This window comes from Arthrobacter sp. 01T428, assembly GCF_056398685.1.
In genome coordinates, this window is sequence record NZ_JBFTPW010000006.1 from 218,223 (window position 1) to 241,033 (window position 22,811).

Annotated in this window: 21 protein-coding genes; 9 read left to right on the forward strand and 12 right to left on the reverse strand. The window is 64.5% G+C overall.

The genetic code is table 11. From position 1 onward, the window contains the following. Positions 1-5: 5 nt before the first annotated feature. The 6 genes from AC1DJB_RS09665 (at position 6) to AC1DJB_RS09690 (ending at position 7,310) form a co-directional block, all read left to right on the forward strand. The gene (locus AC1DJB_RS09665; protein ID WP_441437896.1) at positions 6-356 is read left to right on the forward strand and encodes a hypothetical protein; all 351 of its coding nucleotides are present in this window, start codon (positions 6-8) and stop codon (positions 354-356) included. A gap of 32 nt (positions 357-388) precedes the next feature. Then, complete coding sequence (tatA, locus tag AC1DJB_RS09670; RefSeq protein ID WP_059389227.1) at positions 389-655, forward strand: Sec-independent protein translocase subunit TatA; 267 nt, start codon at positions 389-391, stop codon at positions 653-655. Positions 656-703: 48 nt separating this feature from the next. Continuing rightward, positions 704-1,498: a twin-arginine translocase subunit TatC gene (tatC, locus tag AC1DJB_RS09675; protein ID WP_059389226.1), complete on the forward strand. Its 795-nt coding sequence runs from the start codon at positions 704-706 to the stop codon at positions 1,496-1,498. 24 nt (positions 1,499-1,522) lie between these two features. Further along, a complete protein-coding gene (locus AC1DJB_RS09680; RefSeq protein ID WP_441437897.1) occupies positions 1,523-4,420 on the forward strand; it encodes a DEAD/DEAH box helicase in 2,898 nt (965 codons plus the stop codon). A 32-nt stretch (positions 4,421-4,452) separates the two neighbouring features. Further along, a complete protein-coding gene (locus tag AC1DJB_RS09685) occupies positions 4,453-6,129 on the forward strand; it encodes an amidohydrolase (protein ID WP_441437898.1) in 1,677 nt (558 codons plus the stop codon). 437 nt (positions 6,130-6,566) lie between these two features. Then, positions 6,567-7,310 carry a polyprenol monophosphomannose synthase gene (locus AC1DJB_RS09690; protein ID WP_059389224.1) on the forward strand — a complete coding sequence of 248 codons (744 nt, stop codon included), beginning with the start codon at positions 6,567-6,569 and terminating at the stop codon, positions 7,308-7,310. Positions 7,311-7,378: 68 nt separating this feature from the next. Here the strand turns inward: AC1DJB_RS09690 and AC1DJB_RS09695 are convergent, their stop codons facing one another. Next, positions 7,379-7,720, reverse strand: coding sequence for a YegP family protein (locus AC1DJB_RS09695; RefSeq protein WP_307053961.1), 342 nt, complete (start codon positions 7,718-7,720; stop codon positions 7,379-7,381). 222 nt (positions 7,721-7,942) lie between these two features. On the opposite strand from AC1DJB_RS09695, the gene AC1DJB_RS09700 reads away from it, so the two are divergent. Then, positions 7,943-8,200, forward strand: a complete 258-nt coding sequence (locus tag AC1DJB_RS09700) for a DUF6458 family protein (protein WP_078107972.1) — start codon at positions 7,943-7,945, stop codon at positions 8,198-8,200. 108 nt (positions 8,201-8,308) lie between these two features. Here the strand turns inward: AC1DJB_RS09700 and AC1DJB_RS09705 are convergent, their stop codons facing one another. From AC1DJB_RS09705 to AC1DJB_RS09745, 9 genes are all read right to left on the reverse strand, one after another. After that, positions 8,309-9,553 (reverse strand): serine/threonine-protein kinase, encoded by a 1,245-nt coding sequence (locus tag AC1DJB_RS09705; RefSeq protein ID WP_441437899.1) that lies wholly within the window; start codon positions 9,551-9,553, stop codon positions 8,309-8,311. 209 nt (positions 9,554-9,762) lie between these two features. Continuing rightward, positions 9,763-10,716, reverse strand: a complete 954-nt coding sequence (locus AC1DJB_RS09710) for a sugar kinase (RefSeq protein WP_441437900.1) — start codon at positions 10,714-10,716, stop codon at positions 9,763-9,765. Continuing rightward, a complete protein-coding gene (locus AC1DJB_RS09715; protein ID WP_284988162.1) occupies positions 10,713-11,387 on the reverse strand; it encodes a bifunctional 4-hydroxy-2-oxoglutarate aldolase/2-dehydro-3-deoxy-phosphogluconate aldolase in 675 nt (224 codons plus the stop codon). The genes AC1DJB_RS09710 and AC1DJB_RS09715 overlap by 4 nt, the downstream gene beginning before the upstream one ends. Positions 11,388-11,464: 77 nt before the next feature. Next, a complete protein-coding gene (locus AC1DJB_RS09720; RefSeq protein ID WP_307053964.1) occupies positions 11,465-12,841 on the reverse strand; it encodes an MFS transporter in 1,377 nt (458 codons plus the stop codon). A 48-nt stretch (positions 12,842-12,889) separates the two neighbouring features. Then, positions 12,890-13,942, reverse strand: coding sequence for an alcohol dehydrogenase catalytic domain-containing protein (locus tag AC1DJB_RS09725; RefSeq protein ID WP_441437902.1), 1,053 nt, complete (start codon positions 13,940-13,942; stop codon positions 12,890-12,892). Further along, a complete protein-coding gene (locus AC1DJB_RS09730; RefSeq protein WP_441437903.1) occupies positions 13,939-15,462 on the reverse strand; it encodes a mannitol dehydrogenase family protein in 1,524 nt (507 codons plus the stop codon). The genes AC1DJB_RS09725 and AC1DJB_RS09730 overlap by 4 nt, the downstream gene beginning before the upstream one ends. Positions 15,463-15,465: 3 nt before the next feature. Continuing rightward, positions 15,466-16,683 (reverse strand): D-mannonate dehydratase ManD, encoded by a 1,218-nt coding sequence (gene manD / locus AC1DJB_RS09735; protein ID WP_476910169.1) that lies wholly within the window; start codon positions 16,681-16,683, stop codon positions 15,466-15,468. After that, entirely contained in the window at positions 16,680-17,660 is a 981-nt protein-coding gene (locus AC1DJB_RS09740) for a 2-hydroxyacid dehydrogenase (protein WP_441437905.1), read from the reverse strand. The genes manD and AC1DJB_RS09740 overlap by 4 nt, the downstream gene beginning before the upstream one ends. A gap of 2 nt (positions 17,661-17,662) precedes the next feature. Further along, positions 17,663-18,652 (reverse strand): LacI family DNA-binding transcriptional regulator, encoded by a 990-nt coding sequence (locus tag AC1DJB_RS09745; protein WP_284755587.1) that lies wholly within the window; start codon positions 18,650-18,652, stop codon positions 17,663-17,665. Between the two features lie 178 nt (positions 18,653-18,830). Between AC1DJB_RS09745 and ggt the strand changes: the two genes are divergently transcribed. Together ggt and ligD are read left to right on the forward strand one after the other, a co-directional pair. Next, positions 18,831-20,657 carry a gamma-glutamyltransferase gene (gene ggt / locus AC1DJB_RS09750; RefSeq protein ID WP_441437906.1) on the forward strand — a complete coding sequence of 609 codons (1,827 nt, stop codon included), beginning with the start codon at positions 18,831-18,833 and terminating at the stop codon, positions 20,655-20,657. Positions 20,658-20,719: 62 nt separating this feature from the next. Further along, complete coding sequence (gene ligD / locus AC1DJB_RS09755; RefSeq protein WP_059389221.1) at positions 20,720-21,742, forward strand: non-homologous end-joining DNA ligase; 1,023 nt, start codon at positions 20,720-20,722, stop codon at positions 21,740-21,742. Positions 21,743-21,881: 139 nt separating this feature from the next. On the opposite strand, the gene AC1DJB_RS09760 is transcribed toward ligD, so the two are convergent. Both AC1DJB_RS09760 and AC1DJB_RS09765 read right to left on the reverse strand, forming a co-directional pair. Further along, positions 21,882-22,229, reverse strand: a complete 348-nt coding sequence (locus tag AC1DJB_RS09760) for a YegP family protein (RefSeq protein ID WP_284988155.1) — start codon at positions 22,227-22,229, stop codon at positions 21,882-21,884. Positions 22,230-22,432: 203 nt separating this feature from the next. Then, on the reverse strand, positions 22,433-22,681 hold the full coding sequence (locus AC1DJB_RS09765; RefSeq protein WP_148667615.1) for a hypothetical protein: 249 nt from the start codon (positions 22,679-22,681) through the stop codon (positions 22,433-22,435). Positions 22,682-22,811 lie beyond the last annotated feature (130 nt).

Genomic DNA, 22,811 nt, shown 5'->3' on the forward strand with positions numbered 1-22,811 from the left:
CTCAGATGCCTTGGTGGTCCTGGATCCTTTTATGGCTCGCGCTGATCGCGGTGTCGCTGCTTTGCTACGTCCTGTTGGGCGTCCGGCTTTTCCGGAAGTTCATGGCCGCGGTGCGTGAATTGAGTGCCGCAGGCGAGCGGCTAGGGCACCGCACGCACCTTCCCGAACGCCCCGACGACGACGGCGAGTCTCCAGTGAAAGTGTTCGGTGCGGCCGTTTTTGCCTCACCGGAACAGATGCGTCATGATTACGTGACGGCCAAGGCCTCCCGCCAGGAAGTGCGTCGCCAGAAGCGCGTTAAGCGCAAAGCGGAACGGGGCCAACCCCAGTCTCTGCACGACATCGATTTCAGTTAGACGTAGGATGTATTCCAACGAAAGGACTTCCCGTGGGACGACTATTTGATGGCCCTTGGCCAATTGTCATTATCATCATCGTGGCCCTGCTGCTCTTCGCGGCACCCAAGCTGCCTGCCATGGCCCGCAGCCTCGGCCAATCGATGCGCATCATCAGATCCGAAGTCAAGGAAATGAAGAACGACGGCAAGCCGGCGGCCAAGGACGACACGGACCCCGTTGAAGGCAAAGTGGTCAACCACCCCGAAGCGAACAAGAGCGGCAACGACACCGACGTTCCGCCTGCAAGCCGTAGCTAAGCAGTAGTGGCAACGAAGACGGGCCGCAAAGCCAACCCCGAAGGGCGGATGGCGCTCCTAGACCACCTGAGGGAGCTTAAGAACCGGCTGATCAAGTCTGCCATCGGCATTCTCCTAGGCGCCGTGGCAGGGTGGTTCCTCTATGAGCCGGTAGTCAACAGCCTGTCGGATCCATTGGTCAAGATCGCGCAGGAGACCAAACGCACCGCGGTCCTGAACTTCGCTAGCGTGGCCGATCCCTTCGACTTCAAGCTCCGCATTGCTATCCAGATCGGCCTGGTACTCTCAAGCCCTATCTGGATCTACCAGGTCTGGGCATTCATCACTCCCGGCCTGACCAAGAAGGAACGCCGGTACACGCTCGGGTACATGGCCGCCGCTGTGCCATTGTTCCTGGTTGGCGTGTACGTCGCCTGGCTGGTGATTCCGAACGTCGTGCGGGCACTGCTGCAGTTCACTCCACAAAACGGTGCCAACAACATCGACGCTTCCCAGTACTTGACGTTCGCTACGCACATGCTTCTTTTCCTGGGTATCGCCTTCCTGGTACCGGTGGTGCTGGTGGGCGTCAACATGGCGGGCGTCTTGAGCGGCAGGACCATCCTCAAGGCCTGGCGCATCACGGTCTTTCTCGTGTTTGTCCTGGCAGCGGTTGCCGCGCCCGGTGCTGACGCGCTGTCAATGTTCATGCTTGCCGGCCCGCTCCTGGTGCTGTTCTTCGCCGCGATTGGTCTCTGCATGCTGAACGACAAACGTCGCGCCCGCCAGCAGTCGAAGATTGCCGCCGAGACGGAAGCCACGGCCGACCTCGCCACACCCGCCTCCGATCTGGAGAACCTGTAGTCCCACGGCCACTAGGCTTGAAGCATGTCCTCCAATTCAGGGGCCCTTTCGCCCTCAGAAGCCTTTCAAGCAGCAGCGCAACGGAGTGCCGAGTCGAAAACTTATCTTGGCACCTTTGCCCAGTCGCTGGAGTTCGAGCTTGACCCTTTCCAGCGTGACGCGTGCCGTTCGCTCCAGGAAGGCAAGGGAGTACTCGTAGCGGCGCCCACGGGGGCCGGGAAGACAATCGTCGGCGAGTTCGCCATCTACTTGGCCCTCGAACGCGGGCTCAAGGCGTTCTACACGACGCCGATCAAAGCGCTGAGCAACCAGAAGTTCTCCGAGCTATCGGCGAAGTACGGTGCCTCAAGCGTGGGACTGCTGACCGGCGACACCACCATCAACGGCGAGGCTCCGATCGTGGTGATGACCACTGAAGTCCTGAGGAACATGCTGTATGCCGATTCGGACACCTTGGGGGACCTTGGCTACGTCGTGATGGATGAGGTGCACTACCTGGCAGACCGCTTCCGCGGCGCAGTCTGGGAAGAAGTGATCATCCACCTACCCAGCGAAGTGCAAGTGGTTTCCTTGAGCGCCACGGTGTCCAACGCGGAAGAGTTCGGCGCGTGGCTGGACACGGTGCGCGGACACACCGACGTGATTGTCTCCGAACACCGTCCCGTCCCCTTGTGGCAGCACGTCATGGTGGGGCGTGAAATCGTTGATCTCTTCGCGGGGGATACCACCTTTGACGAGATCGCTCCGGAGGCAGCAGACGGCGAAGGATCCGTGCCGGAGCCAGTCCGGGAGCCCGACAGGAACCCCCCGCAAAGGGAATTCGAGGTCAACCCGGAGTTGCTTTCCATGGCACGGGCGGAAAGCCAGATGAACTTCCGCGGCCGCTTTGGCCATGGCGGACGCAGCCGCCGGCGGCAGGACCGCCAGCGTGACAACACAGCCAGTGAGCAGCGCAGCCCGGTGCGCAAGGCCAGCCGGCCCCAGATCATTGCGAGCCTGGACCGCCAAGGACTGCTTCCGGCCATTACCTTCATCTTCTCCCGCGCCGGTTGCGACGGAGCTGTTGCGCAGTGTGCCGCGGCCGGGCTGTGGCTCACGACCGAGCGCGAACAGCAGATCATTGCGTCCCGGGTGGACGAGGCGAGCCGGGAGATTCCCGCCGACGACCTCGATGTCCTGGGCTTTTGGAGTTGGCGCGACGGGCTGCTCCGCGGGCTCGCGGCGCACCACGCCGGTTTGCTGCCGACCTTCAAGGAAGTCGTCGAGAAACTCTTCGCCGATGGCCTGGTCAAAGCCGTTTTCGCCACGGAGACCCTCGCCCTGGGCGTCAACATGCCCGCACGCTGTGTCGTCCTGGAGAAGCTCGACAAGTTCAACGGCGAAGCCCACGTCAACATCACCGCGGGGGAGTACACCCAGTTGACCGGCCGGGCGGGACGGCGCGGAATCGACGTCGAAGGCCACGCAGTGGTGCTTTGGCAACCGGGTACGGATCCTGCTGCCGTCGCCGGCCTCGCTTCGCGGCGCACCTATCCGCTCAACTCAAGCTTCCGCCCTACCTACAACATGAGCATCAACCTGATTGCCCAGTTCGGGCGGCCCCGGGCACGGCAGATCCTCGAATCGTCGTTCGCCCAGTTCCAGGCGGACCGTTCAGTCGTCGGGCTGGCCCGGCAGGTGCGAAGCCGTGAAGAGTCCCTGGCCGGCTATGCCGAATCCATGAAGTGCCACCTCGGCGATTTCACCGAGTACGCCAAGCTCAGGCGGGATCTCAGCGAGGCAGAACAATTCGCCTCGAGGAGCACCTCGCGGGCCCGCAAGTCGCTGACCGTTGACTCCCTGAGCCGGCTCATGCCCGGCGACATCGTCAAGGTTCCGGGCGGACGCACGCCGGGTTACGCCGTCGTGCTCAATGCCGATCCGAACTCGCGCGAACCTCGGCCCGCGGTCCTGACGGAAGACAACCAGCTTCACAGGATCGGTGCCCACGAAGTCGAAGGGCCGGTTGATCCCGTGTCCTGGATCCGGATTCCCAAGGCGTTCAACGCCAAGCTGCCCAAATCCCGCCGTGATCTGGCATCCGCCATGCGGAATGCCGTGCGGGAGGGGCGTCCGCCGGCCCGCGGCACGAACCGGAGCGAGGACTTCGGGCGCGCCCGCTACATGCCGGACCAGGAAAAGAAGATCGCAGACCTTCGCCGGGCACTGCGAGCCCATCCGTGCCACGGTTGCAGCGAGCGTGAGGACCATGCCCGTTGGGCCGAACGCTGGTGGAAACTGCGGCATGAAACCGATGGGCTCATCCGGCAGATCCAGGGCCGTACCAATACGATCGCGAAGACATTTGACCGGGTCTGCGATGTCCTCGCCGTTTACGGTTACCTCCAGACGTCCGACGCCGGCCATGTCACCATCAGCGCGGACGGCCAGCGCCTGCGCCGCATCTACGGCGAAAAAGACCTACTGATCTCCCAATCCATCCGCCAAGGGGCCATCAAGGACCTCGATGGCGCCGAACTGGCTGCGCTGGCCAGCACGATGGTCTACCAAGCCAAGCGCGACGATCGCGGCCTGCGACCCAAAATGCCGTCCGTATCCCTCGAAACGTCCGTGGACATCGTGGTCCGGGAGTGGTCTGCGTTGGAGGAGGTCGAGGACAAGAACAGGCTCCCGCTCACCGCCGAACCGGAGCTGGGACTTGTCTGGCCCATCTTCAAGTGGGCGAAGGGCCGCCATCTCCAGGAGGTCCTCAGCGGCACCGACCTCGCCGCAGGCGACTTTGTGCGCTGGGCGAAGCAGGTCATCGACCTGCTGGACCAGATGGCGAAGATTCCAGGGCTCGAACGGCGCCAAACCAAGATGTGCCGCGAAGCGATCGATCTGGTCCGGCGCGGCGTCGTCGCCTACTCCAACGTCTCCTGACACACCACAGATTCCCAGCAAGGAGCATATCCATGACTCATCCAGGCGTGCCCGCCGAAACCCGGCCCCGCAAGGTCACGATGTACCGGAACGGCTCCGTCTACACAGCCGCTGATCCCTTCGCGACGGCAATGCTGGTTGACGGTGACACTGTTGCCTGGGTTGGCTCTGAGCAGGCTGCAACATCGATTGCCGACTCATCGATGGAGGTGATCGATCTCCGGGGAGCCTTGCTGGCGCCCGGTTTCGTAGACTCCCACATGCACCTCACGGAGACCGGAATTGCTTCCGATTCCCTCCACCTGGCCGGGGTCCGCTCGGCGCGGGAGCTGCTCGACGCCGTCGCCCTGGCCGCCAAGGCACTCGGTACCAGCGGCGTCGTGCTTGGCCACGGTTGGGACGAGTCGGTGTGGCGCGAAAAGACGCTGCCCACGCCCGAGGAGCTCGACCGCGCGGCGGGCGGGCGCAAGGTGTACCTGGCGCGCGTAGATGCGCACTCGGCTCTTGCCTCATCCGCCTTGGCATCCGCGGCCGGGCTGGACGGCCTCGATGGCTACGACGGTTCGGCGCACGTCCTGAGGGCCGCGCACGCCGCGGCCCGGCTGGTCGCCAGGCAGTTCCCCGACTCCGAGCGCCGCCGATACCAGGAACTGGCCCTGCGCGAGGCTGCGGCCCACGGCTATGTCGCCTTGGCCGAGATGGCGGCCCCGCACATTTGCAGCGTCGACGACCTTCGGATGTCTGCGTCGTGGAACTCTGCGTCGTGGAAGGAGGGCAGCGCGGGCGTGCCCGGGATCCTTCCCTATTGGGGCGAACTCGCCACATCGGCCGAGCACGCCTCTGCCATCCTGGAAGGCTTGGGCGTGCCCGTCCTTGGCCTGGCGGGGGACTTGAACATCGACGGTTCCATCGGTTCGAGAACGGCTGCCCTCAGCGCAGACTACGCCGACGCTCCAGGCCACCGTGGAAGCCTCTACGTCTCCGTCGACGAAGCCGCCGGCCACATTGCGGCCTGTTCAGCGCTCGGTATCCAGGCAGGCTTCCACGTCATTGGCGACGCAGGACTGAAGACGGCGCTGGACGCTTTTGACGTTGCCGCATCGGAGGTGGGGGAGCAGCGGGTCCGTGCCGCCGCGCACCGTCTTGAGCATGTGGAAATGGCCGATGCCGGCGATCTCGCGCGGCTTGCGAAATATTCGATCACAGTGAGCGCACAGCCCGCCTTCGATGCCACCTGGGGCGGGGCGGGAAAACTGTACGAGCAGCGCCTGGGGGCGCGAAGCGTGGCCATGAACCCCTTCGCTTCGTATTACTCCACGGGCGTGCCGGTGTGCTTCGGAAGCGATAGCCCGGTCACCCCGTTGCGCCCATGGTCCAGCGTCAGGGCATGCTTGGAACACAGCAATCCGGATCAGCGCATTTCGGCGCGGGCAGCGTTCCTCGGACACACCCGGGCCGGTTGGCGGGCCGGCAAAGAGCGCAATCCGCTGATGGGACAGTTGGTTCCCGGGGCACCTGCGAGTTTTGCGGTGTGGGAAGTCGAAGAGCTGATGGTGCAGGTGGCCGACGACCGCGTCCAGTCCTGGTCTACCGATCCACGTGCACGGACGCCCCTCCTCCCCGCGCTGGACAGCGGTAGCGATCCCGCTTGCCTGCAGACCGTACGCGAAGGCCAGGAGATCTTCGCGAGCGAAATTTTGCGGTCATAGTTGCAGATAGCTTTGCCGGTCCTGGGGCCCCTGACCTGCATGTATAGATAAAGCCCCAGCTCAGGCGGCGCTTGACAGGATTTGTGAAGTCCGTAGCATTTAGGGTCAACAGGCTTCCACAGGAAATACCTGGTTGTCTGGCCGCGGTGGGGTCCGCTGCCAAAAACAGTCAACGGACCCGTTTTCCAAGACCGTGGCACTCGTAGTGGGCAGGTCCACTGCGCCGCAGAAAACGGTTCGGCCTCGAGTTCAACACGCGTGCCGGCACTGGACCTGCGCTAGTGGGCCTGCCCGCGGCCAAGTGAGACCCATGTGGCGGACGCCACAGGTGTCCCCAGGTACGTCAAGTTGTCGTTCTATAATGGAGAGTTGCGCCTGAATGCCAGCCACGCTGCTGCTCCGGCCCACTGACCGCTCCATCAAGGAAAGGCCTCTTCTTGCGTGTCCTGACGATCATCCCCACGTACAACGAGCTGGAATCGCTACCCAAGACCCTCGGACGGCTGCGCGCGGCTGTGCCCGCCTCAGACGTCCTGGTTGTCGACGACAACAGCCCTGACGGCACGGGACAGCTAGCCGACAGCATCGCCGCCGAGGACGGCCAGGTCCATGTCCTACACCGCAAGGGCAAGGAAGGCCTCGGAGCCGCGTATATCGCCGGATTCAAATGGGGCATGGCCGCCGGCTACGACGTCCTTGTCGAGATGGACGCCGATGGTTCGCACCAGCCCGAGCAGCTGCCGTTGCTGCTTGACGCGATCAACGACGGCGCCGACCTTGCGATGGGCTCACGCTGGGTTCCCGGTGGCGGCACGGTGAACTGGCCGTTCTACCGTCAAGCGATTTCACGCACGGGGAGCACCTACGCCCGGCTCATGCTTGGCTTGAAGATCAAGGACATCACCGGCGGCTACCGCGCGTTCCGGCGCAGCACGCTAGAGGCGCTCAAGCTGGACCAGGTCGAATCGGTTGGCTACGGTTTCCAGGTGGATCTGGCGTGGCGGGTCGCCAAGCTCGGCCTGAAGATCGTCGAATGCCCCATCACATTTGTTGAGCGCGAGCTGGGTGCCTCCAAGATGAGCGGCAATATAGTTGTTGAGGCCATGATCAACGTCACCAAGTGGGGGCTCGCCTCCCGGTGGGCCGCGCTGACCCGGAAGAAGACCCCGGTCTCAAAGTAGGCTTAACAGACAAGGCCGGTTCCGCACTCTCTGAAGAGTGCGGAACCGGCCTTTTCCGCAGTCCGGCGCTATTTGACCAGGTTCGGCCACCGCTTGGACGTCAGTGCTTTGTTGCCGCGCTTGCGAGCGATGGAGGTTCGGCCCAGCCAACTCCGGCCCCGGGGCGGCCTCGCTTCTGGAAGGGCTGGCGCGGAGATTCCGGATGCCGGTCCGGGTGCTGCCGGCTGGCCCGGGCACAGGTCCGTGATCAGTCCCATTCCCGCGCATGCCCGCACTTCGCGGATTCCCACCACTGCGGCGCGTTTTGTCTCAAAATCCTTCGAGACCGCCATGACGGTCCCGTCCGCCGCCTTAAGCCGGAACCTGTAGCGTTCCCGGGCATCGACAAATAGTTCAAACTTTCCTGCCACGCTGACCTCCCCAATAGAGACATATCGTCCTTCTAACGACCGTACCCGGCGGTCACCTTAAAGCAAAGCACCCTTAGCGTTTAGCCCCTTGCGCCGCACAGATCCCGGATTCCGCAGGGATGTGGTTGCCGGATGGGGCGTCGACGTGTAGTTTTGGCGATGCAAAGTAAGCTTAGTAATACCCGCCACCGCCGGGTCCGCGGTTCAGCAGGAGGTACACCAGTGGGTATCGGATCATCCATCTTCCTTATTGCGATAGGCGCCATTCTGGCCTTCGCGATCCCCGGAGATGTCGTGTCATTCATCGACCTCCATATGGTCGGCTACATCCTCATGGTCGTCGGCGTCATCGGCTTGATCGTTTCCCTCTTCGTGTTCGGCCCGCGCCGGACCCGTCGAATCAGCGAAAGCCGCGCCACAGTAGACCCCGTCACGGGGGACCGCATCGTGACCAGGGACACCCGCGACGGCGGAATCTAGCAACAATAGGAACGAAGGGGAGGGTCGGCGTGCCGGCACTCCCCTTTTCCATGTGCCCGGACGGCGATCAAACCCATTGTTGCCCGTCCTCAGACCAAGCGCCGGTTCCTAACCGCCGTTTCCCTTGCCGTTGCCCTTGTGGCGCCCCGGCGGCACCGGTGCTGCAGGAGCCGGAGCAACCGGCGTCGATATCTCAACGCTCGGTGAAGGCGTCGGCGTGGGGGTGCTGGGCGTTGGCGTTGCCGAGACGGACGGGTCCGGTGCGGCGGGCGCAGGCGGCTGGAAGGCACTCACACCAACAATCACCAGTGCGGTGGTAAGAAGTGCCGCACCGACGGCCCACGCCTTTCGGCGCGCTCGGATTGCGGGCTTCCCCCGCCCCGCCATTGCCGCGGGCTGCACCCCCATCTGGACGGTGGCCTTCGCGGTGCGGGGCGGGCGATCGGGCATGCGGGGAAGGCTCTGCGTGGCTCCATTCGGGGCAACCGGCGTTGGCGCGGGAACGCCGGAACTGAAGGCATCCCGCAGTGCTTGCTCAACCTCCAGTGCGCCGGGCCGGGCGGAGGGCTCAGCCGATGTCATGGCGGTGAGGAGGTCAACCCACCGCGTCCCGAGGGCCTCCGGCACACGGGGCGGCCGGTGGAGCCGCGCAACGGCCGACTCCACGCTGGTTCCCGGGTACTCGAGCTTTCCGGTCAGGCATTCGAGGAGGAGAAGGCCGAGGGAGTAGATATCGCTGGCCGGTCCGAGGGCAGAGCCGGTGGCCTGTTCCGGACTCAAGTACGCGGCGGTTCCCACCATGGTGCCCGTAGCCGTCAGGCGCGTTCCCTCGATGATGCGGGCGATTCCGAAGTCGGTGAGCTTGGGCCGGATAGGTGACCCTACCGGGGCTTCAGGCAGGAGGACATTCGCAGGTTTGATATCGCGGTGGATGACCCCGCGCCCATGGACGTATTCCAGGGCCGACGCCAGATCCGCTCCTATGTGGGCTACGTCTTGGGTCGTCAGCGGCCGGTCCCGCAATCTGGAATACAGATCCGGACCATGAATCAGTTCCATAGTGAGGAATGTCCGGGCATGCTCCGGGTCCCGATGGTCGGTACCGGCATCGAAGAGAGTCACGAGTGACGGATGGTTGAATGTCGCCAGGAGCCGCATCTCGTTTTCATGCCGGGCAAGCTCGTCCGGCCCTCCGAGCTGGGGAGCAAAGAGCTTTAGCGCCACGTCGCGGCCTAGCCTCTCGTCCTGTGCCCGGTACACCGACGCAGTCGCGCCGCGGCCGATCAGGGTTCCCAGCCTGTACCGACCCGCAATAAGAGCATCGCTGTCTCCAGTGATAGGGCCATCCGGCACGGGTTTACCTCGCATTCTTCGAACCGACGGAGCCCGTACAGTCTAGGCCCCCTTTGCCGGGGACATGGACATTCGTCCCCCGAGGGGTAATCGTCCCGAATGGAGGGAAGGTTACGGTTCGGCGCGGCGGGCCAGATCGAGCTTCCCATCGCTTCAAGCTTGGTGCTGCCGCGTAGGCCCCTACCGCGTAGGCCCTACAAAGAAGGTGCTCATCGACTGACCGGCTCAGGGTTGCCGAGGAGTCGCAGTTCATCGCGCCGGGGGAGCCCCTCCCAGTCGCCGGGCACGAGACACACAAATGCACCGGTTCTGACGGCTGTCTGAAGACGCTCCCCAGCCCCCAAGCCTTCGACGAATTCGGCGAGGTATCCGGCCACGAACGCGTCGCCGGCGCCCACGGTATCGAGGACGTCGATTTCCATGGCTTCCTGTCGGAAGAGTTGGCCGTCGATGAATGCCAACGCGCCATCTGCGCCCAACTTGATAATCACTTGGCCCGGACCCATGGCGGCGATGCGCCTGGCGGCCTCTTCGGCGTCGCGGACTGTCCCGACTGCGAGTTCGGCCTCCTCAAGGCCCGCGAAGACGATGTCCACGTGCGGGATGATCTCGCGGTAGGCGCTTCCGGCGGCCTCGGCGTCCCAGAGCTTGCTGCGGTAATTCAGGTCGAAAGATACCGGAACACCGGCTGCTTTGGCTGCGGCGACAGCGTAGTGAAGGGTGGAAGCGGCCTGCGGAGAGAGTGCCGGGGTGATCCCGCTGACATGGAGCAACGCCGCCCCCGCAATCAGCCGTTCGTTGACGTCGTCGGGCGCAATCCGGGAACCCGCACTGCCGGAGCGATAGTACGCAACTTTCTGGGCTGTGGGGGTCCGGCGTTCCTTGACCATCAGGCCGGTCGGCGCGTCGCCGTCCACCGTCACGTGGACGACGACGCCCTCTGCGCGGATCTCCCGCTCTACAAGCTGGCCGAGGGAATCCGCGCCGATGCGGCTGCACCAGACAGCTTGGACACCCAGGCGTTGCAGGCCGATGGCGACATTGGACTCAGACCCTCCGATGCCGAGGCTCATGGTGGACGCATGGGCCAGCGGGCCGGCCTTGTCCGAAGCCATGAGCGCCATGGTTTCGCCAAGGGTGACGACATATGTTCCTTGACTCATCGGGATTCACGCGCCCCATCAACGAGGTTCCGGACCCGTCGCGCCCGCGTGGTCAACTCAGGCAGACTCCCGCCCTTGAAGGCATCGCCGAGGAGCGGCCCTCCCAGGCTCACCGCCAATGCGCCTGCGCGGATCCATGCAGGTACGTCTTCGATAGTGAGGCCGCCTGACGGGACCACTTGGATGTCAGGGAAGGGGCCGCGGAGTTGCGATATGTAGCCGGGCCCGACCGTGGATGCGGGGAAGAGTTTGACGGCGGTGGCGCCTAGCTTCCAGCCGGTGTGGAGCTCGGTGGGAGTGAGCCCACCGGGAAAGACGGGCACGCCGCGTCGAGTGCAGGCAGTGATGACGTCCGGTTCGGTGATGGGCGTAACGATGTACGCGGCGCCCAGGTCGAGTGCCGTTTCGGCCTCAGCAGGAGTGGTCACCGTGCCGACGCCGATTTCCACGGCATCGCCGAAGCGATCGAGCAACAGGGGAAGCTCCTCAAACACTCCGGGCGTGCTCAAGGTCAACTCGATACTGAGCACACCGCCGACCCGAAGGGCTTCGATGACGGGGCTGTAGTCCTTGGCATGCTTGGCCCGCAACACTGCCACGACCCTGGTGTCGAGGAGGATGGCGGATGGCGCCGGACTGGAGACGGTGTCCGGGGTTTCGAGATGGAACATGGATGCCCTTCGTATCTTGGTTGGCTGGCGGGCCTTCCCGACGGCGGCACTTGCCGCCGTCGGTTGCCCTTCGGGTGCTATTGGACGTGCTGCGCTTCGGAGGTCACCGCGATAATCCCGCTTTTGCCGTGTGCCGCGTCCTCGGGGTCCGTGAGGTCGCGGTTCAGGGTTTCCGGTGACATGCGGGTGGCGATGAAGCTGATCAGCATGGTCGCCGACATATAGATCGCCACGGGAATCCAGGAGTTGCTGAACATCCCCAGCAGTGCCGCGCAGATCATGGGAGCGATGCCTCCGCCGATGATGGAAGAGAACTCGCGGCCCAAGGTGACGCCTGCGTAGCGGTAGCGGCTGCCGAAGATCTCCGGGAAGTAGCTCATGTGCACGCCCACCACGCCTTGGCATGCCAGGACGAAGCCGACCACGATCACCAACACGATGGCTACCGGCGAGCCGGTGGTCAGCAGCAGGAACGCTGGGGCCGGGAACAGGATGAGTGCGCCGGTGATAAGTGATACGACGCGCCGGCGCCCGATCTTGTCGGACAGGATTCCGAAGGAGACCGCCGCGACCCCGCCGCAGAGCGAACCGATGAGCAGCACAGGGGGAATGAACTTCGGGTCCGTTCCGATCACGGTGATGAGGTACGAGGCCATGAACACCTGGATCGTGTATGACTGGGTGCTGACGCCGAGGTTCATCAGGATGACGCGCAGGACGTTGGCCTTGCCGTATTTGGCAACTTCCCGCAGGGGTGCCGGGGGTTCCGTGCGGGCCTGCTTGATCTCTTCGAAGACCGGTGATTCGTCCAGCTTGCGCCGGATGACCAGCGCTGCGATGGTCACGAAGATGCTGGAGAGGAAGACGAGCCTCCAGCCCCACGTGAGCATGTCGTTGGGTGCCAGCGACTGGGCCGCGATCCACACGAGTGCGCCGAGCGCCGTTCCGGCGGCCGCGCCAACCATGATCAGCGAGGCCAGCTTGCCCCGGGTTCCAGGGGCGGCGGACTCCGTGAGCAGTGTTGCGCCGCCGGATTGTTCAGCACCGGCGCCAAAGCCCTGGGCAGCGCGGCAGACACACAGCAGGATCGGGGCAAGGAGCCCTACCTGGCCGAAGGTCGGCAGGAGCCCGATGGCCAGGGTCGCCCCACCCATGAGCAGCAGGGTGACCACCAGTACCCACTTGCGGCCAAGCCGATCGCCGAAGTGGGAGAAGAAGATCCCGCCGAGGGGCCGGAACAGGAACCCAACAGCGAAGGTGCTGAAACTGGCCAGCAGGGCCGCCGCGGGGGAAATGTTGGGGAAGAAGAGCTTGCTGAACACGAGTGCCGACGCGGTGCCGTAGATGACGAAATCGTACAGTTCAAGCGTGGTGCCGATGAGTCCGGCGACGGCGGCTTTCCGGACCTTGCTTTGGTCCACTGGCGTGGGCGGGAGGTTCGCTGCTGTGGTCATTTCCATACTCCTTTGAATGGATGTCCGCTGGCCCGTACGTGGGCCGAGTCAGTAGGTGATGAGGACTTTGAGGTTGGTGGGGTCGCTCACGGGCGCCGTGAGTGCGGCCGCGGCGTTCGCGAGGTCAAACGTGGAGGTGATGATGGACCGGAGGTCCACAGCCCCCGATGAAGCGAGCTGAATCGCCGTCGGGAACGCGTTGGCGTACCGGAACGCGGTCACCAAGTCGATTTCGAAGCGTTGGAGGAAGCCGAGCGGGATCCCGTCGACGGTGGGGCGGGCCTGGCCGACGACGGTTGCCCGGGCGGCAGGGGCAAGTGTCAGGATTCCGTCAGCCAGCGCGCGGGTGTTGCCGGAGCATTCGATCAGGCGATCCATGTCTTTCAGGTCCAAGGCCGTCACCGACGTGTTGATGGTCCGGGTGGCGCCGAACCGGGCAGCAACAGCCAGACGGTCGTCGTTGACGTCGGTCACGACGATCTCCGACGCGCCGCGGCAGGCCGCCACTTGCGCCACGAGCAGGCCGATCGGCCCGGCGCCTGTGATGAGCACCCGGTGCCCGGCCCGCACCTGGGCGCGTTCAACCGCCCAAACGGCGACGGCGAGGGGCTCGATCGCTGCCCCGATCTCGGCCGGGATGTTGGCCGGGAGTTCGTGGAGGGCGGCGTCGGGCACCACCACGTGGCGGGCGAAGAGACCATCCGTGGGCGGGGAGCCGAAGCAGGTCCCCGCCGGGCAGAGGTTGTAGCGTCCGGAGAGGCAGGTTGGGCAATTCCGGCACGGGAGCGCCGGTTCAATCACGACGGCGGTGCCCGCGGCAATGCTTGCAGCTTCACCGGCCGCAATGACGACGCCGGCTCCCTCATGGCCGAGGACAGTGGGCTGCCGGAGGACATTGGTGCCGTTGCGGCCGTCGGCGAAGTAGTGCATGTCCGAGCCGCAGATGCCGCCCGAACGCATTTCAACGATGACATCTTTCGGCCCCATGGCTTTGAGGGGTTTCTCTTCGATCCGGAGTTCGCCTGCGCCGTGGAGCACTGCGGCTTCCGTGGTCAGCGGCAGGGAGGTTCCGTCGGCGCGGCGGACTGTTTGGGTGGTCATCGGATGCTCCGGGTCTGTGCGGGAAGTAGTGACGTTGACTCGGCGGCAGCGTTTGCGGCGGCGAGGGGACCTTGCCGGTGGATGATGTCGATCAGCTCGCCTGTGCGCCGGACGAAGCTTTCGCGGGTCGCGAGTTCGTCACCTAGGAGATGGTGTTCGCCGAGTACCTTCGCCGCGAGGTCCCTTCCGGACGTGGATCCCGCTGCGAGGTCCTGGAGTGTCCCGCGGGCGGGGTCCTGCATCGCGTTGGCGTGGTTGCCGGGGTCGAATCCTCGAAGAGGTGCGATGCATGAGAGATACGCGGCGACGGTGAGGGCGAGATAGTGGGGCATGGCCCCGGCGTCGAGCGTTTCCAAGGCGGGAATCGGGATCCGCTGGCGGAGTTTGACGGATCCGTCGCTGCCCACCTGGCTGGTCCGGTGCCCCAATGCCGAATTGCGCCAACGCGAGAAGAGTTGCTCCTCGTAGGCGTCGACGTCGACGGCCCCTGGCACAGTGACGCTTGGCAGGTACTCGTCGCGGAGGACCCGGCGGGCGGCGGCTTCGATGTAGTCGATGCCAGCAGCATCCGGAATGGTGGCCGCTCCGGACAGCGCTCCGAGGTACGCGATCAGGGAATGGGTGCCGTTCAAGAGCCTGACCTTGAGCTGCTCGTAGCCTGCGACGTCGTCCGTGAAGATCGCCCCTCCGGCCTCCCAAGCAGGGCGGCCGGCTATGAAGTCGTCCTCCAGGATCCACATCGTGAATGGCTCTGCCGGCACGGGGATCTGGTCCGCATAGCCGAGTTGTTCGGCGACGAGGCTACGGTAGCGGTCCGTCGTGGCGGGCACGATCCGGTCCACCATGGATGACGGAAAGGTGACGTTCGCATCGATCCATTGCAGCGCCTCGGCGGCCTCGCCGGCCGGGAGCAATGAGGCAAATTCGCGGACGAGCCGTTGGGTGTGGTGCCCGTTGTCCGCCAGGTTGTCGCAACTGAGGACCGTCACTGGTTTACCGTGGGTTCGTGCCCGCTGCTGAAGTCCGCGGACGATCTGCCCGATCGGGGTGCGGGGGGCAGCGCCGTTGGCGAGATCGTGCTGCACGTCAGGGTCGGAAACGTTCAGCGAGCCTGTTGCCGGGCTGTAGGTGTAGCCGTTTTCCGTGACCGTCAGGGACACGATGCGCGTGGTCTCGGCACCGATGACCGCCACCACGCGCTGCGGTTCTAGTGCCGCGACGAAGGCATCTGTGTGCACGCGAGGGGTCGAGAACTTCGATCCCTCGGGTGAGATTTCCACCACGGTGTAGAGCATGTCCTGGGCGTGCATGGCGTCTGTAACGGCCGAGGAACGGCTGGAAACACCGATGATTCCCCAGTCACCGCCGCGGGAGGCTATGGCGGCTTCCGTGTACACGGCCTGGTGTGCGCGGTGGAAGTTTCCGAAACCGAGGTGCACGATGCCGGGAACAGGGGCGACGCTTCGGCGAAGGATTCCGGGCGTTTCCGCGCTCAGCGGCGGCAGGATTGGCGTGGCCATGGGTCACCAGTCCTTCATGGAGCCATCGAGCTCCCGCGCGATGGGCAGGAAAGCCTGCGTGTACGGGAAGCGTGCTGCGGCATCTTCATCCACCTGGACGCCCAGGCCGGCCTCCTCGCCCGGGTGCAGGTAGCCGTCCTCGAAGCGGAAGCTCGATTGGAACACCTCCGAGACCAAGGGGTCGTAGCCCATGTACTCCTGGATGGCGAAGTTGCTCGTGGCCAGGCCCAGATGCAGCGAAGCGGACAGGTTGATGGGGGAGACATCAGACGGGCCGTGGGGTGCGCCCTTGATCTGGTAGACCTCGGCGAGAGCCAGGATCTTGCGTACGTGGGAGATGCCTCCGGCATGCACGACGGCGGTGCGGATGTAGTCGATGAGCCGTTCAGTGATGAGCAACTCGGCGTCCCAGACGGTGTTGAAGACTTCGCCGATGGCCAAGGGAATGGTGGTCTGCTGACGCAGCGTACGGAGCAACCGCTGGTTCTCGGCGGGGGTGGCGTCCTCGAGCCAGAACAGGTCCACGTCTTCCAAAGAGCGGGCCAAGCGGGCGGCTTCGGTGGGGTTGAGCCGGTGGTGGACGTCGTGGAGGAGCTTCAGCTCGGGACCGACGTGCTCACGGACTGCGGAGAGGATCTTCGGGGCGTGGCGCAGGTAGGCAGAGGTGTCCCAGTTTTCTTCGACTGGACCGGCACCGCGTCCGGCCGGTTCATAACTCGCGGCACCCTTGGTGACGCCATAAACCTTGTCGAGGCCGGGGACGCCGGACTGGGCACGGACGGCGCGGAAGCCCTGCTCGCGGCGTTGGTCTATCGAGTCCAGCAACTCCGGAAGGTCCCAGCCCGTGGCATGAGTGTAGGTGAGGATCTTGTCGCGGGCCGCGCCGCCCAGGAGTTGGTAGACCGGAACCCCGAGGGCCTTGCCTTTGATGTCCCAGAGGGCGAGGTCGATGGCGCCGATCGCGGCCATGGTCACCGGCCCGCGGCGCCAGTATGCACCTTTGTAAAAGTATTGCCAGGTGTCTTCGATGCGGTCTGCGTCCCTGCCCAGCAGGGCTGGGGCAAGGTGATCGCGCAGGTAGCTCGCGACGGACAGTTCGCGGCCGTTCAGCGTGGCGTCACCCCAACCGACGATGCCGTCGTCGGTGGTGATCTTGAGGGTGACGAAGTTGCGGCTGGGGCTGGTTACCAGGACGTCGACATCGACGATTTTTCGGGTCATCGGGAAATCACTACATTCTTCAGCGGCTGGTTCGTGGAAAGGCGGGTGATGTTTTCGGCGATCTCAAGCGCACGGCTGCGGAAGGTCTCTGCAGTGACGCCGGAGGAGTGCGGGGTCATGATGATGTTGTCCAGCCGGCCGAACGGCAGGGTGGAAGGATCGCCGCGGCCGTCAGTGCCCGGGTATTGGTACCAGACATCGATCGCAGCGCCCGCGATCCGCCGGTCTTTCAGGGCTTCATAGAGGGCGGTTTCGTCGACGACCGGTCCGCGGGCAATGTTGACGAGCAACCCGTCCGGGCCGAGGTCGTCGAGTTCGGCCGCGCCCACTATGCCGGTGGTTTGCTCCGTGAGCGGGATGCTGACCACGAGGATGTCCGATTCGCTCAGTGCCTCGCCGAGGCGTTCAGTGGTGCCTGCCCACCGCAAGGAGTTGGCGTGTGCGTCGACGCTTCCGCTGCGGGTGATGGCGATGCCTTCGGCGCCGAAGGCCTTGAGTAGCGACCATGCCGCTCCGCCGATGTGCCCGAACCCGAGGAATGTCACGACAGCGCCGCGCAGTGTTTCCGGTTGCCGGATCTCGGAAGAGTAGACGGACGAAGACCAGACACCGCTCCGAAGCGCCGCGTCTTGACCGATCAGGTTGCGACGGAGGGCCACCAAAACCGTGGCGATGTGTTCGGCAATGGAGCTTTCGTGGTGGAAGGTGTTCGCGCACACCGCCCCTGCGGGCAGTGCGGACGCGTCGATACCGTCGTATCCGGCACCGCCCACGTGGACCAGGCGCAAGTTGCCCGCGGCCGAGCCCATGGCTTCGGTGAAACGTGGCCCGACGTAGACGTCGGCATCTTTGAGGTCGGTGAGCACCGCATGCTCGCTCCAGCTGTCGTGCCAGGAGGCAAGGGCGCCCTCGGGGAGCGCGGTTTCGAAAGTGGAGCGGTGGGGCATCAGGTTGGGGTCTGCGATGACGATTCTCATGGCTACTTTCCCTGGAGGGCTTGCTCTGCGGTGCGCGCGGCAAAAGTGGAGCCACGCACGATGAGTTGTGAACTGAGGTGCACGGCTTCAGTTGCTGTCGGCTTTCCTGCCATCTGCTCCAGGAGGAGCTCAAGGCTGAGGGCGCCGCTTCGGTCAATGGGTACGCGGATGGAGGTGAGCCCCGGCTCTGCCGCGGCGGCAATGTCGAGGTCGTCGATGCCGACAACGCTGATGTCCTCCGGGCAGTGGTAGCCAAGGGTACGGGCGCCGGCGAGCATGCCGATGGCGACCAGGTCGTTGTAGGCAATAACAGCGGTGGCACCGCTGGCGACCACGGAAGCCGCCGCGGCCAGTCCGCCGTCGACCGTTGCATTCTGGTTCCCCACGGTCACGAGTTCGATGCCCCAGTCGGCGCAGAAGCGGGTGATCGCTGCACGGCGTTGGCCGTTGGCCCACGACGACGCGGGTCCGGGGATATAGGCGAGCTTGCGGTGGCCGAGTGCATAGAGATGCTCGACGGCTTGGCGGATTCCCTCGCCGGCTTCCATGAGCACCCGCGCGGCGTGCTCGGCCTCGCCATTGATGACCACCAGCGGCGCGCTACCGGCGAGATTGTGAATCTGCTCGGAAGGCAGGCGGGGCGAGCAAAGGATGATCCCATCCACGCCCGTCGCGAAGGATTCGAGATGTGCCTGTTCCCGCGAGGAGGACTCGGAGGTGTCGGCGAGGACCATCCGGTGGCGGCCATGCCATGCCTGGTCCTGGATGGCTTTGATGAGGGCGGCGAAAACCGCATTTGAAATGTCGGGGACGATGACGCCGAACGTCCGGCTGCCCGTCACTCCGGGCACGTCGTATCCCAACTGCTCGGCCGCGGCCATGACCTTCTGCCGCGTTTCGGCTGCCAGCCGGCCGGGGTCTCCGAATGCCCTCGACGCCGTTGCCAGGGAGACCCCCGCCAGCTTTGCGACATCCGTGAGTTTTGCCGACATCTGTCCTCCAGTTGCTTCGGTGAAACCTTGTCCTGCAAGTATGGAAAGACTTGTACAAGTTTGTCAACGACTTGCACAAAGTTGTTGCGACTGCCGGCTTGCCTGGATCCGTTGAGCGTCGCGTAGCTCCGGAGTAGGGTGGCCCCACCCACCTCGCACCACCAATTGAGGAGCGACCATGTCACATCGCAAACTTCGACTGGCCACCATGACGGCAGTACTCGCGCTGAGCGTGACGAGCGGGGCCCTCGCCAACCCCGCCTTTGCCGAACCACGCCAGACTGAAAAGACCGCCACCGCCACCGGATACGGCGGCGCGGTCAGCACCGTAGACCCTGAAGCATCCGCTGCCGCCATCGAGGTCCTCCGCAAAGGCGGCAACGCGGCGGACGCCGCCGTCGCCGCCGCCGCGACGCTAGGCGTGACCGAACCGTACAGTGCCGGGATCGGTGGTGGCGGCTACTTCGTGTTCTACAACGCGAAGACCGGCAAGATCGGCACCATCGACGGGCGCGAGACCGCGCCGGAGGCGATGCCGCATGACGCGTTCATCGATCCCGCCACGGGGAAGCCGTACAACTTCACGCCGGAGCTCGTTACCAGTGGCGTTTCAGTCGGTGTCCCCGGAACAGCGGCAACCTGGGACCGCGCTCTGGAGCGTTGGGGTACTTTGAGCCTTGGAGATGCCCTCCAGCCGGCCATCAAGGTTGCGAGCCGCGGCTTCGTCGTCGACCCAACCTTCCGCCAACAGACTCTCGACAACAAGCTCCGCTTCGCGGCGTTCAGCTCCACAAGCAAGCTGTACCTACCAGGAGGCGACGCACCCGCCGTCGGCAGCGTCTTCCAGAACCACGACCTCGCCGCGACCTACCGGCTCCTCGCGAAGGAGGGCATCAGCGCCTTCTACGACGGCCCGCTGGCCGCCGAGATCGCGGCAACAGTCCAGGCCCCGCCGAAGACTGCCACCACCACGCTTCCCGTCCCCGTGGGGCACATGACCACAGCCGACCTCGCCGCCTACAAGGCCCTGGACCAAGCGCCCACCCACGTCGACTACCGCGGCCTCGACGTCTACGGCATGGCGCCGTCGAGCAGCGGGGGCACCACCGTGGGCGAGGCGCTCAACATCCTGGACACGGTCAACCTTTCGGAGATGTCCAAACCCGCCGCACTGCATCACTACCTCGAGGCGAGCGCGCTCGCGTTCGCGGACCGTGGAAAGTACGTTGGGGACCCTGCCTTCGTCGATGTTCCTACGGAAGCGCTCACCGACCCGATCTTCGGCAAGGAACGCGCCTGCCAGATCGACCCCCTGCACGCGGCTACGAAGCCCGTCGCGCCGGGGGATGTGACCGGGTACGACGGCGTGTGCCCGGCTTCCGCTGCCGCGCTCGCCGATGAGAAGGACACAGAGAACATCTCGACTACCAACATGACGGTCGCGGACAAGTGGGGGAACGTGGTCGAATACACGCTCACCATCGAGCAGACCGGCGGATCAGGCATCGTGGTACCGGGACGCGGGTTCCTGCTCAACAACGAGATGACCGATTTCTCGGCCGTCTACAGCGCGAGCGACCCCAACCGAATCGATCCCGGCAAGCGCCCTCGCTCGTCGATGTCCCCGACCATCATCCTCAAGGATGGCAAGCCGTTCCTCGCTCTCGGCTCGCCCGGCGGATCGACGATCATCACAACCGTGCTGCAAACCATCTTGAACAGGGTGGACCTGGGCATGAGCATTTCCGACGCGATCGCCGCACCGCGTGCCTCCCAACGGAACACGGCAAAGGTCACGGCCGAACCGGAGTTCATCACGGCGTACGGTAGCCAACTCACACCATATGGCCACCAGTTCACGCCATCCGGCGACGCATTCACCTCGGCGGCGGAGATCGGTGCCGCAACCGCGATCGAGTTCAGGCCCGGCGGGCTCATGATCGCTGCCGCCGAGCCGGTCAGACGAGGCGGCGGCTCGGCGATGGTGCTGAAACCATCGCCGTGAGACGAATGCGGAATCCATTCAGGCTGCTGACACCGGGGGTGGGGCCGGGGTAGCTTGTCCCCATGGCTACCGAAGCAACCACCCTCACCGTTGACGGGCCGAACGGTCCTCGCGACATACGGATCTCCAGTCCTAGCCGGGTCCTTTGGCCCGAGATCGGCCTGACCAAGCTGGATCTGGCGCGCTATATCGTTGAGGTCGGGGAAGCATTCATCTCCGCAAACGGCGGCCGGCCGGTCTCGCTGCAGCGCTTTTCGGACAACATCGACGGCGATCAGTTCTTCTCCAAGAATCCGCCGAAAGGAACACCGGAGTTTATCCGGTCCGTGAAGGTTGTTTATCCGAGTGCGCGCTCGCATCCCCAATTGGTGCTCGATGAGCCGGCAGCTGCAGTGTGGGCCGTCCAAATGAACACAGTGGTCTTTCACCCTTGGCCCTCGCGGGTCGAAAACACGGACAACCCTGACCAGCTGCGGATCGACCTGGACCCGCAACCTGGAACGGATTTCGACGACGCGATTCCCGCAGCCCTTGCGCTGAAAGACGTACTCGCGGAGGCCGGATTGACCACTTTCATCAAGACCTCCGGAAACCGTGGGCTCCACGTCTATGCCCCGATCGAGCCTTCGCATGAGTTCTTGGACGTACGGCATGCCGTGATTGCAGCCGCCCGGGAGCTCGAGCGCCGAATGCCGGACAAGGTGACCACGGCCTGGTGGAAGGAAGAACGTGGTGAAAGGGTGTTCGTCGATTTCAACCAAGCCAATCGTGACCGGACCATAGCAGGCGCGTACAGTCCGAGGGCGCTCGCCCACGCTCCGGTCTCTTGTCCAATCACGTGGGACGAACTTGAATCGGCGGACCCGAAAGGCTTCACCATCCTCACGGTGCCTGGCAGGTTGAAATCGGTGGGGGACCCTTGGGGTGACATGAACTCCAAAGCCGGCAAAATCGACGTCCTGCTTCAATGGTGGGAACGCGATCTCGGTGCAGGGCTTGGGGAAATGCCGTTCCCGCCTGACTACCCGAAGATGCCGGGCGAACCGCCGCGTGTGCAGCCGAGCCGAGCGCGCAAGCACGACTGACAGACAGCCCGGGAAGGTGGCCCCGGCAGGCAATGAGTGGAAGAATGAGGGCTGGACCAAAACGGCCGGCGGCGCATCTTGCCTGCTGAGACCCAGGTGAGTCCCCCAGTGCGCCGTCGGTCTTGACCTTGTCGAGCTCTTACGCCGCGCCGGTCCATCTTGGCGCGCTTGCCGCGTGCCGGAGTTCCTTGGCGCGGGTGCGGAATCCGTCGGACGCCGTGCGCGGTTCGTCGCATGCCGGCGGAGCCGCACGGTGGGGGACCGCGCTCGGACGCACAGTCACGGCCGGTTCACGCACGCTTGCCACGGGGCAAAGGTCGGTGACCAGCCCCATGCCGGCACACTCCCGCGCAGCGGCGATGCCGGCAACAACCGCGGGCTTGTCCTCGAACGGCGTCGAAACAGCGATGACCGCCCCGTCAGGTGATTTGAGGCGGAACCTGAAGAAGGACTCCCCGTCAAGAAACACTTCGAATATGCCAGCCACTGCTACCTCCCGGTCTGCGGACCCTGCTCGGTAGCGACTTCACTACGAGCGGGTCGGAGCATCGCTGCATTCCCGTCCGCTGCTCTGGTTGAACAACCACCGTGAATCGTCTTTCACGTGATATTCAGTCTGTTCTGACTGCGTTGAGGCTAACAAGACCGCGTGAGTAAATCCTGTGTAAAACGTGTGCAACCCGGGGCGGGTCAGCTGCCACTTGCCCGGTTCATCAGGTGCTCGAGCAGCGCCAGTTCCGGAAATCCGGGGTGGCGCGCAATGCTGGACCTCAGTTTTGCACGGAGGTGTTCGCCACTCGGTTCGGTTCCGCCGAGGACTTCGTCGATGATTTCCTGCGCCTGCTCACGCAGGGCGGCCAGGGTGTCGCGGTCGTCACCGGGAACCAGAACCGGTTCCGGCTCGACGAGCGGGTCTTCAGACTCCAAAGGTTCCGACACTGCCAGCTCCTGATATTTCATCCCGGCAACTCCCAGTTAGGTCCGGAATTCGCCCCCATCCACTAGATAGTAATGAGGGCGCCCGGGTTGTTCACCGCTAAATGCTCAGAACGACGAATATGGCTTGGAA

Excerpts from the sequence above, each read along its gene's own strand:
- AC1DJB_RS09665 (WP_441437896.1), top strand. The coding sequence starts at position 6 with ATGCCTTGGTGGTCCTGGATCCTTTTATGGCTCGCGCTGATCGCGGTG.
- tatC (WP_059389226.1), top strand. The coding sequence starts at position 704 with ATGGCGCTCCTAGACCACCTGAGGGAGCTTAAGAACCGGCTGATCAAG.
- AC1DJB_RS09680 (WP_441437897.1), top strand. The coding sequence starts at position 1,523 with ATGTCCTCCAATTCAGGGGCCCTTTCGCCCTCAGAAGCCTTTCAAGCA.
- AC1DJB_RS09685 (WP_441437898.1), top strand. The coding sequence starts at position 4,453 with ATGACTCATCCAGGCGTGCCCGCCGAAACCCGGCCCCGCAAGGTCACG.
- AC1DJB_RS09710 (WP_441437900.1), bottom strand. The coding sequence starts at position 10,716 with ATGAGTCAAGGAACATATGTCGTCACCCTTGGCGAAACCATGGCGCTC.
- AC1DJB_RS09715 (WP_284988162.1), bottom strand. The coding sequence starts at position 11,387 with ATGTTCCATCTCGAAACCCCGGACACCGTCTCCAGTCCGGCGCCATCC.
- AC1DJB_RS09720 (WP_307053964.1), bottom strand. The coding sequence starts at position 12,841 with ATGACCACAGCAGCGAACCTCCCGCCCACGCCAGTGGACCAAAGCAAG.
- AC1DJB_RS09725 (WP_441437902.1), bottom strand. The coding sequence starts at position 13,942 with ATGACCACCCAAACAGTCCGCCGCGCCGACGGAACCTCCCTGCCGCTG.
- AC1DJB_RS09730 (WP_441437903.1), bottom strand. The coding sequence starts at position 15,462 with ATGGCCACGCCAATCCTGCCGCCGCTGAGCGCGGAAACGCCCGGAATC.
- manD (WP_476910169.1), bottom strand. The coding sequence starts at position 16,683 with ATGACCCGAAAAATCGTCGATGTCGACGTCCTGGTAACCAGCCCCAGC.
- AC1DJB_RS09740 (WP_441437905.1), bottom strand. The coding sequence starts at position 17,660 with ATGAGAATCGTCATCGCAGACCCCAACCTGATGCCCCACCGCTCCACT.
- AC1DJB_RS09745 (WP_284755587.1), bottom strand. The coding sequence starts at position 18,652 with ATGTCGGCAAAACTCACGGATGTCGCAAAGCTGGCGGGGGTCTCCCTG.
- ggt (WP_441437906.1), top strand. The coding sequence starts at position 18,831 with ATGTCACATCGCAAACTTCGACTGGCCACCATGACGGCAGTACTCGCG.
- ligD (WP_059389221.1), top strand. The coding sequence starts at position 20,720 with ATGGCTACCGAAGCAACCACCCTCACCGTTGACGGGCCGAACGGTCCT.